The following is a 13,023-nucleotide window of genomic DNA, read 5'->3' on the forward strand; positions in this document are numbered from 1 at the left end:
CCGCTTTCTGGGCCTGGGCGTGTCTCATTCGCCGTCACACGGGTAGCCGGGAATCACAGCTTCATTCGGCGCACTTTCGGCAGCACCGTGCGCCCGGGAGCGCGCCAGAATTGGATGTGATGAGGCACCGTTCTCGGACGAAAGGAGGAGACGGATGCCCAGGACAGCTACGCGGAAGACCACGGCGTCGCAGACCACGACGTCGCGCGCCGCGCCGCGCAAGAAGGCCGAAGCGACGCAGGCCGAGGAGCAGGCGACGAAGGTCCAGGACAGGAGGACAGAAACGAGCGAGGACACACAGGTCCATCAGGGGCCGGGGGGTATGACTCTCCACACGCACACCTACCACCCTTCGATGCCGGTTCCGTACCTCACCCGGAAGGACCTGGCCGCCACCGCCCGAGCGGCTACGTCGCTGCTGCCTCGCATGCCGGCGCGGCCCTCGCGGCCGTCGGGCAAGGACCTCGCCTTCTACGGCGGCCTGGGAGCGCTCACCGCGGCCGGGGCCCTCGAATGGCCGGTCGCCGTGGCCGTCGGCGGAGCCACCTGGCTGGTGCGCAGCAAGGGAAAGGAAGAGCGTAAGGAAGGCGTGGAGTCGCGGGAGGAAAGCGGCTCCCGAGCCGGCAGGCCCGCCGGCAGGGCTGCCTGACTGACCACGTATCGGCGCACGGCGGCGTGAGGCTCGTCGTGCGCCGGAGCATTGAGACGGCGGCCGCGAAGTATCAGGCGGCGGCCGTGTTGTATCCGGTGGCGGCTGTGTTGTAACCCGGTCGGCTGTGCTGTATCGGGTGCCGGCTGTGTTGTATCGGGTGCCGGCCTTAATGAATCAGCCGGCCATTACCGGAGCGGTGCGCAATGACTGCGAGTACGCCGTCCACAGCTGCCACAAGACGCGAAGGATGATCGCCTCGAGGACGGCTGCGCCGGCCTTCGCGAGTACTGCTACAAGAAACTCGCCCATGGTGCTGTCTTTCTGTATTCGGAATACGGGTGTCCGCTTCCGAATGTGGCTGGTTTGGTGACCCCAGGGCTATCGCTCAGACGTATTGCCGATGTCGCTTAGGTGAACGGAAGGTGTTGCGGCCCAGCGGCCCGCCGCAGGGGTGCCGCGGCAGGCATCGGGATCACCGCCGCCGTCACTCCGTGAGCGAGATACGGATGCCGACCGTACCGGTCACCCCTCGCCGCAGTCGGCTTCCGAGCAGCGTCAACCGGCCGATGAGGCGGTACTTCCGCGCGATCAGCGCCCGATAGCGGGCCGTCACCGTCTGGTCGCAGATCTCGGCGGTGGCCGGGACCTGCTCACCGGTCGGGTTGCCGCGCAGGTCGCACGGCCCCACCAGCACATCGGCGCGGTGGCGGATCCGCTTCACCTTCCAGGAGTCCGCGGTCGTCCACACGCCGAGCGCGGTCCCGTCCTGGACCACCCACACGGGCGTGGACACGGGACTGCCGTTTCTCCGGTAGCTGGTGACCAGGAGGTACTTACCACTTGCGAGCCGTGCCGTCAGTGTGTGGTCCATGGTCGCCTGGCTTATCACATACCGGCGAGTACGGGATCGATACCGGCGAGCAGGCCCGGCCAACCCCGGCCCATGCCGTCGAACGCCGCCTTGCCCATCGGGGAGTCGAGATCGAACCCGGCGTGCTCGAGGAACAGACGGGTGCCGTTGCCTTCGGGCTCCAGGCGCCAGGTGATCGTGGTGTCGAGCGAGCCCTCGGCGAAGGTGTAGGTGATCACGCGTTCCGGTTCGACGGCTGTCACTTCACACGGCTGCGAGCCCCAGGGGCCCATGTCCAGGGTGAAGCGGTGCCCGACGATGGGCCGCACATCACCCTCCGCCCACCACCGCGCATGCAGCTGCGGATCGGTCAGTACCTGCCACACCTTCGCCTGAGGGTGGGCCAGGAACTGGTCGCATCGGATAACGGCAGGGTCGGTCATGGGTTTTCCTCGTCGAGCAGGTCACGGAGCGAGCGCATCCGTGCACGCCAGTAGTGTTCGAAGGGGTGGAGCCACTCGCGGACTTCGTCGAGCGGCTGCGGCTCGAGGTGGTAATAGCGCTGACGGCCTCTGGGCTCCTCCTTCACCAGGTTGGCCTGGCGAAGGACCTGAAGATGCTCGGAGACGGCAGGCCGGCTCAGCTCGAACTCGCTGACGAGGTCGTTGACCGCGCGCGGACCGTCGCGTAGCGCATCGAGCAGCCGACGGCGCACCGGGTTGGCCAGCGCGCTGAAGACATCGTGTGGCGGCACACCCCGAAAATACGTCGGGATTCTCCGACACGTCAAGCGTCGGATATCCCCGACGCGTTCAGTGTCGGATATATCTCCTATATCTCCGACGCGTATATCTCCGACGCGTCAGGAGCGAGCATCACACGGCCCTGCCGCCCGGGCCTCGCGTAGCGATCAGCGACCGGGCACATGACCATGGGGGGTGGGCCTCGGCACGGCCGGCCCACACGGAGACCGGCCCAGCCGGGGCCCGGTGCAGCCCGGGCCCCGGCACATCCGGTGCCGCGGACGATCCGACCGGGTCGCGGACCATCCGAACGGTGGGGGGATGGCGTGGACAGGAGAAATCAATGGACGGCTACACGTACGTCGCCTACGACTACCCGGTGCTCGGTGCGTTCTGGACCATGATGTGGATCTTCCTCTGGGTCATGTGGCTCTTCCTGCTCTTCCGGATCGTCTTCGACATATTCCGCGACGACAGCATGAGCGGGTGGGCGAAGGCGGGATGGCTCCTGTTCGTGCTGGTCCTTCCGTTCCTCGGATGCTTGGTGTACCTCCTCGCCCGCGGCAAGGACATGGGCAAGCGCGAGATAGAGCAGGCACGGGCCCAGCAGAAGGCGTTCGAGAGCTACATCCGCCAGACCGCCGCCGGCGCGGGCAGGCCGAGCGAGGCCGAGGAACTGGCGAAGCTGTCGGAGATCAAGGCCAGGGGCGACCTCTCGGAGGAGGAGTTCCAGCGCGCCAAGGAGAAGATCCTGCACTGATCCGTCTGCCGGGGCACCTTTGGGCCGGCGGCCGCTGGTTCTACGCTCCGTCCGCCTGGGCCGTACGGCACTCCGGGTGGCCCCACCCTTGCGCGTTCTTGGCGATGGGCTCGCCTGCCGCGTACGAGCGGCCGCAGACGCACCGGCCGGAGAACTTCGCCTTGATCGTCCGCCGCGACCCTGCCGAGCTGCGCTGCCTCGGCGCAGCGGTCGCCTGCGCCGACGTGCCGGACGAGCGGCGCAGCGCACCACCGGAGCGCCCGCCGCCGGGCGGGGTGGCGTCGGGTGCGGGCGGCGGCTCCGGCGAGTCGTACTCGCTGCCCGCGGCCTGCTGGACGAGCGCCGCCTGACTCGCGGCCCGGTCGGCGAAGTCGTTGAGCCGGTCGCCGTCGACCTGGTGCGCGGGGACGTAGCGGAACTCCACCGAACGGCCGTCGAGCAGCGCGTCGATGCGCTCGACGAGCTCCTGGTTGGCGACCGGCTTGCCCGCAGCCGTCTTCCAGCCCTTGCGCTTCCAGCCGGGCAGCCATGTCGTGACGGCCTTCATCGCGTACTGGGAGTCCATGCGGATCTCCATCGGTACGGACGGGTCGACAGCCGTCAGCAGGCGCTCCAGCGCGGTGAGTTCCGCGACGTTGTTCGTCGCCGTACCCAGCGGGCCGGCCTCCCACCGGGCAGGGATCTCCTCGGCCCCGGCGATGACCCAGGCCCAGCCTGCGGGCCCTGGGTTCCCCTTCGAGGCTCCGTCGCACGCGGCGACAACGCGTTCCACCATGCCTCCGATCATGCCAGTACTGTGACGGGGTCAGGCCACACGGGACAGACGCCGACCGCCTCGTCGACTCCCCTGAAGACCGAGACTTCCATGAGGACCGCGAACTTCCCTGAGGACCGCGATGCGAAAGATCGTCCTGATGACGTCGGTGTCCCTCGACGGATTCATCGAGGGACCGGACCGCGAGATCGACTGGCACATGGTCGACGACGAGTTGCACAGCCACTTCAACGAGCAGCTCAGACCGATGGGCGCCTTCCTGAGCGGACGTGTCAGCTATGAGCTCATGGCGGAGTTCTGGCCGACCGCGGACTCGGACCCCTCGAGTACCGGGCCCATGGTGGAGTTCGCCAGTATCTGGCGCGACATGCCCAAGATCGTGTACTCCCGGACCCTGGAGCGGGCCGACTGGAACACCACGATCGTGCGGGACGTCGTCGACGACGAGGTCATGGCGCTCAAGGCGCAGCCAGGCGGAGATCTCGCGCTCGGCGGTGCCGACCTGGCCGCGGCCTTCATGGAACGCGATCTGATTGACGAGTACCGCATCTTTGTCCATCCGGTCCTGATCGGGCGCGGCAAGCCCTTGTTCCAGGGGACGGACACCATGACCCGCCTCCGCCTCCTCGAGACCCGGACGTTCGGCAACGGAGTCGTGCTCCTCCGTCACCAGCGGGCTGACACCTCCCCTCGCTGATTGCCTTACGCCCCGCGCTGGCTATCGTGTCGCCACGAATCGAATGCGCGTGGGTAGGCGGAGGGGTGCGCTGTGTCGGACGAAGGGCGGCTGGTCGCCGGGCGTTACCGGCTGGCCGAGCGTGTCGGTCGCGGCGGCATGGGCACGGTGTGGCGTGCCGAGGACGAGCTGCTCGGCCGTCAGGTCGCGGTCAAGCGGCTGCATGTGCAGCCGCATCTCGCCGACGACGAGCTCACCACGCTGTACGAGCGCACCCGCCGTGAGGCGCGCAGCGCGGCCCGCATCGCTCACCCCAACGTGGTCGTGGTCCACGACGTCGTCGAGGACGACGGACTGCCGTGCATCGTCATGGAGTACGTGCCCTCGACCACCCTCGGGGCGCTCCTCAAGGGCGGCAGGACCATCCCGCCCGCGGAGGCGGCCCGCACAGGGCGCGGCATGATCGCCGCGCTCAGGGCCGCTCATGCGGCCGGGGTCCTGCACCGCGACGTCAAGCCCGGCAACGTGCTGCTCGGTTCCGACGGCCGGATCGTGCTCACCGACTTCGGTATCGCCATGGCGACCGGAACCTCGACGCTCACCAAGCCCGGAGAGGTCATCGGGTCCATCGACTACATCGCGCCGGAGCGGATCAGGGGCAGGACGCCCGGTCCCGCCTCGGACCTGTGGGCGCTGGGCGCCACGCTCTACCAGGCGGTGGAGGGGAGGGCCCCGTTCCGCAGGGACACGGCGGTGGAGACGGCGTACGCGATCGCCGTCGACCCCGTGCAGCCGATGAAGCATGCCGGCCCGCTCGAGCCCCTGATCGAGGCACTCCTGGCCAAGGATCCCGAGGAGCGCCCGTCGGCGGAGGAGGTCGAGCGGGTGCTGCGCGCGCCGGAGTCGCAAGCGGTGACGGTGCCCATACCGGCGAGGACCCCGGCCGCACATCAAGGTGCCTCGGACCCGGAAGCCGCGCATCTGACGTGGGACGGCGTGACCGTGAACGAGACGGCGTCGGTCCGGGACGCCCGGCTCGAGCATGCGGCACCTGACTCGGCGCCGGACACGGCGTCGGACGAGAATCCGGCGCTGCCCGAGCCCGCGGGGAGCACCGGCGTCCGTAAGAGCCCCCGCGATCGCAGAAGCCGGGCGCCGCTGTGGAGCGCCGTGGCAGTGGTGGTCGTGGCCGCGGCTGTGGCGGGTGGGCTCTACGGATCATCGCTCAACTCATCCGCCGACACGCACGATTCCTCCGGCAACAGCGGAGCAACGACCGCCGTGACCACAACTCCCGCCGGCACACCGACGTCGTACGCGCCCTCACCCGTCCCGCCGGGCTACCACCTGGTCGAGGAAACGGAGCTCGGCGTCGCCTTCCCCATCCCGGACGGCTGGACGGCCGGCAAGAGGACGGGCGAACAGGTCACCTACATCGACAGCTCCGGGCTGGTCGGCATCACGATCGGCGTCGTGGACCCCGCGGGCTCGGACCCCCTGGCGCACTTCGAGGACATCGAGGCGAACACGAAGGTCAACTACTCGGTGTACAAGAGGCTGTACCTGCAGCACGCCACGTTCCGGGGGCAGCCGGCGGCGGTCTGGGCGTTCACGTTCCAGGGCCAGGTGCGCGGGTTCCGCGCCATCGACTTCGGATTCGTGCAGGACGGCAGGGAGTACGACATCTACCTCTCGGCGCCCGAGAAGACGTGGGACACCCACCAGCCGGTCTTCGACAAGGTCAAGGACGGCTTCCGCCTGACCTGAGCCCGTGCCGCCGGGCGGTGCGTCCAGGGGCCGACGATGAGCTGGCTACAAGCCGACGATGAGCTGGATGCAGACGATCTTCACCAGGATGGCGAGGGCGAAGAGCGTCGAGTAGCCGGTGTTGACACGGCTGTCGGAGACCCGGCTGTTGGCGTACGCGCAGATCGCCGGATTGCCGACGTACCCCGCGAGCAGGCCCATCGTCCGCTCACGGCTCTGCCCGAGCAGCCGGCACACCGCGACCAGCAGGGCATAGCTGATGACTGCCCCGATCAGCAGTACGACCAGCAGCTTCAGGCCGAACAGCGAGAAGGCGTCCCGCCGGAACGAGTAGCCGGAGGTCAGACCGACGCAGGCGAGGAAGACCAGCAGACCGATCTGGCGCAGGGTCACGTTTGCCCGGGTGGGCAGCGTCCACACCAGCGGACCGGTGCGGCGCCGCCACCCCAGGATCATGGCGACCAGCAGTGGGCCGGCGGCGGTGCCCAGGGACAGCGTGGTCCCGCCGATGGTCAGGCTCGGGATGCCGACAAGGAAGCCCAAGGTCAGCCCCAGCCCCAGGCTCACGGCGCTGACCTCGCTGACCTTCGCCTCGGTGTCGCCGAGAAGTTCCGTCACCTCCCCGGCCTTGTCCCGCGGCATCACCACGCGTACCCGGTCGTCCAGTTGCAGCAGCAGATCGTCGTGCGCCAGCAGATCCACATCACCGCGTCGTACCCGTGACGCCAGCGCGCCGAAGCGGCCCTCGAGGTCCAGTTCCCCGACCGTGCGCCCGGCGAGGTCGGGGTTGGTGAGCAGCACACGCCGGTAGTCGACGGTGTCGCGCTGGTCGAGCAGGTGCACGGGCGCGTACTCGCCGAGAGCCCTGGCCCCTGCTTCGACCTCGGCCGGCCCGCCCACCAGCACGAGTTGGTCGCCGGCGGCCAGGTGGTTCAGATCGTGGGCAACCCTCGAAACGCCCTCCCGCGGGCGGATGACGCTGGCCCGCAGTCGGCCCTCGGTCACTCCGGGCACGTGGGCCCAGTCGGTGGGCCGCTTCACCAGGACCGTTCGGGTGACGAGCCGGTCCGGCAGGCCCTCACCGGGATCACGGCGGGCGGGCCAGTTCTGGCGCCCCGCGATCGCGGCGACGAACAGGATGGTGACGACCACGGCCAGGGGGTAGCCGATCGCGTAGCCGGTGGCGGGCTCGGTCGGGTCCGCGGATGCGGCCTGCGCCGCGGCCAGGCCGGGTGTGGTGGTGCCGATCCCCGCGTAGCCGCCTGCGAGGAAGGGGCCGCTGATCCCGAACACCGCGTTGCCCAGCAGTCCTACCGCCAGGGCGGTGAGGACAAGGGCTGCCACCGACCCCAGCATCACGACCAGTTGGGGCCTCAGTTCGCGGAAGAACGCAGGTCCGGACTCCAGGCCGACGGTGTAGACGTACAGCGCCAGCCCGAACACCGACAGCCCGGCCGGCACCGCCGGGCCGATGTCCGGATCCAGCGCGCCGAACAGCAGGCCGACGAACAGGACCCCCGCCGCCCCCAACTTCACCGGCCCGAAACGCACCATGCCGAAAAGAGACCCCAAGGTGATCACTACGAAGAGCGTCTCCCAGGGGTTGTCCGCGAAGAACTGCCACATACGCACACTCAGCCACACCGCCGGACGCTTCGCACGTCCACCCGGCCAGCCGAACGAGGCACGGCGGCGGCCGCAGCAGCGGCGCACCGCACGCGGGCCGTGGGTGGGCACTGCCGCATGCGGCCCACCAGGACCGCCCGCCGGTGCGACCGGACGTACGGCCCGTCGGTGCGCCCCATCGGTACGGCCAGCCCGTACGGCCAGCCCGTACGGCCCGTCGGTACGGCCACTCAGTTGCGGCCGCTCAGTCCGACCTGGCGGTACGACCCGTCCGTACGGCCTGTCGGCACGGCCCGTCGGTGCGGCGCCTCCGTACAGCCCGTCCGTACGGCCCGAATGGCGCCCTCCGTCAGCCGGGCTGCTCCCCTGCCGTCGCCGCCTCCTCCGGTACGTATGCCGCCGCCCAGTCCACGATCTGCACGGCCGCACCGGCGGACTCCAGGCCCTGGCAGTGTGCGTCGTGCCTGCGGTCGATGCCGTCCAGGTCGAGGTGGGAGCCGAAGGCGGGGAGCGATGTCAGGCGGCGGGCGTATGCCCACAGCCGGGGATGGCCGGCGATGCGGTCCACCGCGGTGGCGTCGAGGTGGCGGCGGTGCACGGTGTCCAGCTGCAGCACGGTGACCCACACCTGCACGTCGGCTGTGGTGAGCTCGCTGCCCAGTACGTGGTCCTGGAACGCGAGCCGCTGCTCCAGCGCGTCCAGCGCGCCGAAGAGGGCCATGAGGGCACTGTCGCGCGCCGTGTCGTCGATGCCGGGCTGCCCGGCGCGCTGGGCAGCCTCGTTGATGCCCTCCTCGCAGAGGCGGCCGATGGCGTCGCTCTCTGCCTCGGTGCCGCACGGCTGCAGTTCCGGGCCGCAGCCCCCGAACTGGTGGGCGAGGTCGCGCACGATGTCAGGGGTGTGCGTACTGACGATGCGTCCCGTCCAGCCGTCGCTGAGCACCGGTGCCGCAGCAGGTCCGGGGTGCTGGTGTGCACTGGCCTCGTACAGCGGGCGCAGGGCGGCGTGGCTCCCGTCGGGTCCGTCGGGCACGGACGGCAGCAGCGTGACGGGGAGCACATCGCCGAGGCCGAGCAGGCTGTGGGTCACGGCGATCTGGAGACAGTACGGGCAGGTGAGTGAGAGGTGGAGGCGGTAGCGGTGCGGTGCGGCGTAGTAGCCGCTGCGTGTGTCGCAGCCGATCCTCCCGCGGAAGGGCGGGGTGGCTGTCGAAGGTGGGGCGAGCATGGGTCTCCCTCGGTCCGGTCCGGGTCCCGGTTGGGGTACGCGGGTCGTGGTGGGCGGTCTGCTGCGTCGGGTTCGGGCCGCAGACATGCGGCGGCGTGGGGCGCGGCGGCGTCGGCGCGCGACCATGCACCTGGGAATCAGGAGATGGGATTGCGAAAGGGGAGGAGGCGCGGTGGCGCGGACACGGTCGGACAGGCTGCTGCCGTGCCGAAGCGGCCGCTACCGCTACTGCCTCACGCGAGAGGACTTGCCGCGCTGCAGACGCGCAGCAGATCGACGTGGCGACGGGAGGTCAGCAACGGCAGCTGGAACGCGCGAACCGCGCGGATCGTGTCCAGCTCAGAACGCCCCATGATCTCCTGCCCGTTCGCTCACACTCTGCCCTGGAGTGTCGAACCGCTTGCGAGCCCCGTCAAGAGTGCCTTCCGGCCTCCTCTGTACGGCGGGAAGCATCCAGCCCGGAATCTCGGGACCTTCCAGAGCGGAACCGCGGGCCCGTTCAGGGCCGAACGACGGGCCCGTCCAGGGCGGAACCCGGGAACGGAACCGGAGTGCGGAACCTAGGGGTTCGTCCAAGCCTCCGGGTCCTCGGCCAGGCCCAGCACCTCGTCGGGCAGCTTGGCCGCAGCCACCTCGGCGAGAGTGACCTCGCCCAGGATCTTGCGGACATTGGCGCGCACCGCGATCCACAGCGGCAGCAGTGCCTCCGCCGGCCCGCTGTACGACAGCTCCGGCGGCCGCACGCCCCGCACCGACACCAGCGGGCCGTCCACGACCCGGATCACGTCGGCGATGGCGATCGAGTCCGCCGGACGGGCCAGCCGGTAGCCGCCCTTCCCGCCGCGCTGGCTGGCCACGAGTCCGCCCCGGCGCATGTCGCCCAGGATGCCTTCGAGGAACTTGTGCGGGATGCCCTGCGCCGTGGCGATGACCTCGGCCTTGACCGAGGTGTCATCCCCCGCAGCGGCCAGCTCCAACGCAGCCCGCACCGCATAGTCCGCCCTCGCAGAGATCCGCATGCCGCGATTATCCGACACCGGTGCGTGGGCTGGTCGCGGGGCACGCGCGCGTGGCCGTGGCGATGATCGGGCGGCCCCGTACGCGTGCGCGCATGCAGTCAGGAAGGCAGGAGGAAGGGAGGGTGTGCACCATTGAGGAAATAGTCCCCGACCTCGCGGAGTCTGTGCGAGACGGGCTCGTACAGAGTGTGTGTGCGGGCGTTGCGCCAGAACCGGTCGAGTCCGTGGCGCGAGGAGGAGGATTCGGCGCCGATGACGTCCAGGGCCCGTGCCGTGATCTGCTGGGCCGCCCGGGATGCGGCGGCCTCGGCCGCGGCGGCGAGTACGGCGATCTCGGCGCACTCGTCGTCATTGAGGTCCTCTCCGCGTGCGAGCCCCTGGTCCAGGGCGTCAAGGGCCTGGTCGGCGAGGGCGGAGGCAGCGCGCGCGGCCACCGTGAGCTCCCCGTAGGCGGTGAGCACGTAGGGGTCCTGAGGCGGGCTGTACGGCTGGGCGGATGAGTTGACCGGCCTGCTGTACTCCCGGGCTTCGGCGAGAATGCCCTCGGCGATGCCGAGACACAGCTGGACGGAGATCAGACGTGCGACCGGTGCGGCAAGGCCTGCGAACGGCGACAGCACGCCCTCGTCCGGAGAGAGGGAACCGAACACGTCGTCGTCCGTGACCGGCACGGAGTCGAACTCGACCCTGCCGCCGGCCGCCAGCCGCTGCCCGAACGTCTCCCCGTCGTCGCCGCACACGACACCCGGGTGGGCGGGATCGACGAGGACGGCCAAGGGCTCGCCGGTGTCGGACCGGACGGCGCGGACCGCGAGCCGGTCGGCGACCCTGGCTCCGGTGGGACAGCTCTGGTGGCCGTCCAGCAGATAGCCGCCCGGGGTCGCCGTGAGGAACAGATACGGATCGTGCGAGGCGAAGCCGCCTCCCCAGCACCATTGGCCTGCCGCGGACTCCCGCTCGACACGTGCGGAGAGAGCGGGGCCGGCGAAGAAACGCGCGCTGAACGACAGGAAGTAGTGACAGCCGAGCAGTTGGCCGATCGCCCCGTCGGCCGTGGCGATGCTGCGGACGACGGCGTAGGCCGTGGGCCAGTCCGCGCCTCCTCCGCCGTGCTCGGCCGGTATCAGCAGCGTCAGCAGTCCTGCCTCGCGCAGCCTGGCCACCTCGTCGAACGGTGTTTTTCCGGCCTGCTCGCGGGTGACCGCGTCCATGGCCAGATCGTCCGCCGCCTCGCGGGCGATGTGCAGCCACCGTGCGCGGTCGGACCCCTCGTCCGCTGCCCGATCCTCCACTGCCGGGTCCTGCATAGTCACGCCCGCTCTCCCGTGGCCGGGCGGAGTCGGCTCGTACAGCTGTCGCCGGATCGGAGTTCGCAACCCCGGCGCGAGCGCGCGGTCCTGGTGCCGGAAGGCGGCGCGGCTACGCCGGACGGAGCGGGGACAGTGACCACGGAGGTCCTCCAAGACTGTCGACAGGGGGTTGAACACGGCGGCGGTCGGAAGCTCGAAGTCACCTGCTTCCGGGGCGATCTGGCATCGACTGGGCCTTGCGTTCGGTCTCCGTTCGCCACCGCGAACGCCACGCCGGCGATACGGGCGACGACCGCGACGCGGGCGAGTCGTCTTCTCTAGGCGGAGTCGAACGGCCCCGCCCGCCTCGGGCAAACGCCCGACGGAGGCAGGTGGGAGTCGAGCGGCACGCGGCGACGCTTCAGCCGCGACGCCGCACGCGACAGCAGACGGCGCTGGCGACGCGACAGAGGTCGACATGCCGGCGGCGAACGAGCGGCTGCTGCGTGTGGGGCATGCATCCATCCTGCTCAGCGCGCCGACCGGCGTCAACGTTTCCCTAGTAATTCGATAGGAAAACTGGGGAACCGGAGTGATCGCAGCGCACCTCGGAGGCTTTTGCACCAAATAGCGGCACTTGAACTGACCTCCCCGTATAGCGGCACTTGAACTGACCTCCCCGTGCGGGCCGACTCCCCGGCCGCCCGCGCCCCCGGCTCGGCGCCGCGGCGAATCTCCGACGAAGGTCGGTCATGAGGACGACGGGGCGAACGACTCCGCAAACTCGGCCACGGGATTTCGTGTCGGTGGCCGCCGCCGAACCAGCGTGTACGACAGGGGGCCGACTTCCGTCGTAGGCTGCATCGCGGACGTGATGGACAGGAGGCTGAGGTGGCCGAGACGGCGCTGACCGAGACGACGGTCGCCGAGGTGATGGCCGAGCTGGCCGAACTCGAGGACCCGAAGACACGCGCGGTGAACGAGAAACACGGTGACGATCACGGTGTGAACCTCAGCAAACTGCGCGCGCTCGCGAAGCGGCTCAAGACGCAGCAGGAACTCACGTGCCGGCTCTGGGAGACGGATGACACCGCGGCGAGACTGCTGGCGATCCTGATCTGCCGCCCGAAGGCGTTCGAGCGTGACGAGTTGGACGTCATGGTGCGCGAGGCGCGCACACCCAAGGTGCACGACTGGCTCGTGAACTACGTGGTGAAGAAGAACCCTCACTCCGAAGAGCTGCGCCGGGCCTGGTCCGCCGATCCGGATCCAGTGGTCGCAAGTGCCGGCTGGGCGCTGACCACCGAACGCGTGACGAAGAAGCCCGAGGGCCTCGACCTCGCAGGACTGCTCGACGTCATCGAAGCGGAGATGAAAGACGCCCCGGATCGCCTGCAGTGGGCGATGAACCACTGCCTGGCTCAGATCGGGATCGAGCACGCCGAGCACCGCACCCGTGCAATCGACATCGGTGAGCGCCTGGAGGTGCTCAAGGACTACCCGACTTCCCCGGGCTGCACGTCTCCGTTCGCGCCCATCTGGATCAGCGAGATGGTGCGCCGACAGCACGACAAGTAGGAAGGTTCGCGCTCACGCTCGCGCCGCTACTCCCTCAGGGCGGCACCCGATACCGACCGG

Annotated in this window: 15 protein-coding genes; 5 read left to right on the top strand and 10 right to left on the bottom strand. The window is 69.7% G+C overall.

The genetic code is table 11. The features are described 5' to 3' along the window. Positions 1 to 154 precede the first annotated feature (154 nt). Positions 155 to 649: a hypothetical protein gene (locus H1D24_RS16830; protein ID WP_181658389.1), complete on the top strand. Its 495-nt coding sequence runs from the start codon at positions 155 to 157 to the stop codon at positions 647 to 649. A 487-nt stretch (positions 650 to 1,136) separates the two neighbouring features. Here H1D24_RS16830 and H1D24_RS16835 read toward each other — a convergent pair whose 3' ends face one another. From H1D24_RS16835 to H1D24_RS16845, 3 genes are read right to left on the bottom strand one after another with little or no spacing between them, the layout of a single operon-like run. Continuing rightward, the gene (locus tag H1D24_RS16835) at positions 1,137 to 1,523 is read right to left on the bottom strand and encodes a PPOX class F420-dependent oxidoreductase (protein WP_181658390.1); all 387 of its coding nucleotides are present in this window, start codon (positions 1,521 to 1,523) and stop codon (positions 1,137 to 1,139) included. 14 nt (positions 1,524 to 1,537) lie between these two features. Then, complete coding sequence (locus H1D24_RS16840) at positions 1,538 to 1,945, bottom strand: SRPBCC family protein (protein ID WP_181658391.1); 408 nt, start codon at positions 1,943 to 1,945, stop codon at positions 1,538 to 1,540. After that, complete coding sequence (locus tag H1D24_RS16845; protein WP_181658392.1) at positions 1,942 to 2,256, bottom strand: ArsR/SmtB family transcription factor; 315 nt, start codon at positions 2,254 to 2,256, stop codon at positions 1,942 to 1,944. Before H1D24_RS16845 ends, H1D24_RS16840 begins: the two co-directional genes overlap by 4 nt. A gap of 332 nt (positions 2,257 to 2,588) precedes the next feature. Between H1D24_RS16845 and H1D24_RS16850 the strand changes: the two genes are divergently transcribed. Beyond that, positions 2,589 to 3,005, top strand: a complete 417-nt coding sequence (locus H1D24_RS16850) for an SHOCT domain-containing protein (protein WP_181658393.1) — start codon at positions 2,589 to 2,591, stop codon at positions 3,003 to 3,005. A 40-nt stretch (positions 3,006 to 3,045) separates the two neighbouring features. Here the strand turns inward: H1D24_RS16850 and H1D24_RS16855 are convergent, their stop codons facing one another. Continuing rightward, the gene (locus tag H1D24_RS16855) at positions 3,046 to 3,792 is read right to left on the bottom strand and encodes a ribonuclease H family protein (protein ID WP_181658394.1); all 747 of its coding nucleotides are present in this window, start codon (positions 3,790 to 3,792) and stop codon (positions 3,046 to 3,048) included. A gap of 109 nt (positions 3,793 to 3,901) precedes the next feature. Here H1D24_RS16855 and H1D24_RS16860 point away from each other — a divergent pair, with 109 nt between their 5' ends. Next, positions 3,902 to 4,477, top strand: coding sequence for a dihydrofolate reductase family protein (locus tag H1D24_RS16860; RefSeq protein WP_181658395.1), 576 nt, complete (start codon positions 3,902 to 3,904; stop codon positions 4,475 to 4,477). A gap of 72 nt (positions 4,478 to 4,549) precedes the next feature. Next, complete coding sequence (locus H1D24_RS16865; protein ID WP_181658396.1) at positions 4,550 to 6,223, top strand: serine/threonine-protein kinase; 1,674 nt, start codon at positions 4,550 to 4,552, stop codon at positions 6,221 to 6,223. Between the two features lie 45 nt (positions 6,224 to 6,268). On the opposite strand, the gene H1D24_RS16870 is transcribed toward H1D24_RS16865, so the two are convergent. The 6 genes from H1D24_RS16870 to H1D24_RS44055 form a co-directional block, all read right to left on the bottom strand. Beyond that, positions 6,269 to 7,867, bottom strand: a complete 1,599-nt coding sequence (locus H1D24_RS16870; RefSeq protein ID WP_309484347.1) for an aspartate-alanine antiporter-like transporter — start codon at positions 7,865 to 7,867, stop codon at positions 6,269 to 6,271. A 331-nt stretch (positions 7,868 to 8,198) separates the two neighbouring features. After that, complete coding sequence (locus H1D24_RS16875; RefSeq protein WP_181658397.1) at positions 8,199 to 9,077, bottom strand: glutathione S-transferase C-terminal domain-containing protein; 879 nt, start codon at positions 9,075 to 9,077, stop codon at positions 8,199 to 8,201. Between the two features lie 233 nt (positions 9,078 to 9,310). Continuing rightward, complete coding sequence (locus tag H1D24_RS43585) at positions 9,311 to 9,430, bottom strand: putative leader peptide (RefSeq protein WP_309484348.1); 120 nt, start codon at positions 9,428 to 9,430, stop codon at positions 9,311 to 9,313. A gap of 207 nt (positions 9,431 to 9,637) precedes the next feature. Next, positions 9,638 to 10,096 (bottom strand): RrF2 family transcriptional regulator, encoded by a 459-nt coding sequence (locus H1D24_RS16880; RefSeq protein ID WP_181658398.1) that lies wholly within the window; start codon positions 10,094 to 10,096, stop codon positions 9,638 to 9,640. Positions 10,097 to 10,194: 98 nt separating this feature from the next. Then, positions 10,195 to 11,403, bottom strand: coding sequence for an acyl-CoA dehydrogenase family protein (locus H1D24_RS16885; protein WP_181658542.1), 1,209 nt, complete (start codon positions 11,401 to 11,403; stop codon positions 10,195 to 10,197). Positions 11,404 to 11,806: 403 nt separating this feature from the next. Next, entirely contained in the window at positions 11,807 to 11,902 is a 96-nt protein-coding gene (locus H1D24_RS44055; protein ID WP_374064249.1) for a putative leader peptide, read from the bottom strand. 416 nt (positions 11,903 to 12,318) lie between these two features. Here H1D24_RS44055 and H1D24_RS16890 point away from each other — a divergent pair, with 416 nt between their 5' ends. Continuing rightward, positions 12,319 to 12,963: a DNA alkylation repair protein gene (locus tag H1D24_RS16890; protein WP_258564131.1), complete on the top strand. Its 645-nt coding sequence runs from the start codon at positions 12,319 to 12,321 to the stop codon at positions 12,961 to 12,963. Positions 12,964 to 13,023 lie beyond the last annotated feature (60 nt).

Source organism: Streptomyces himalayensis subsp. himalayensis, assembly GCF_013778455.1.
GTDB classification, from domain to species: Bacteria; Actinomycetota; Actinomycetes; order Streptomycetales; family Streptomycetaceae; genus Streptomyces; species Streptomyces himalayensis.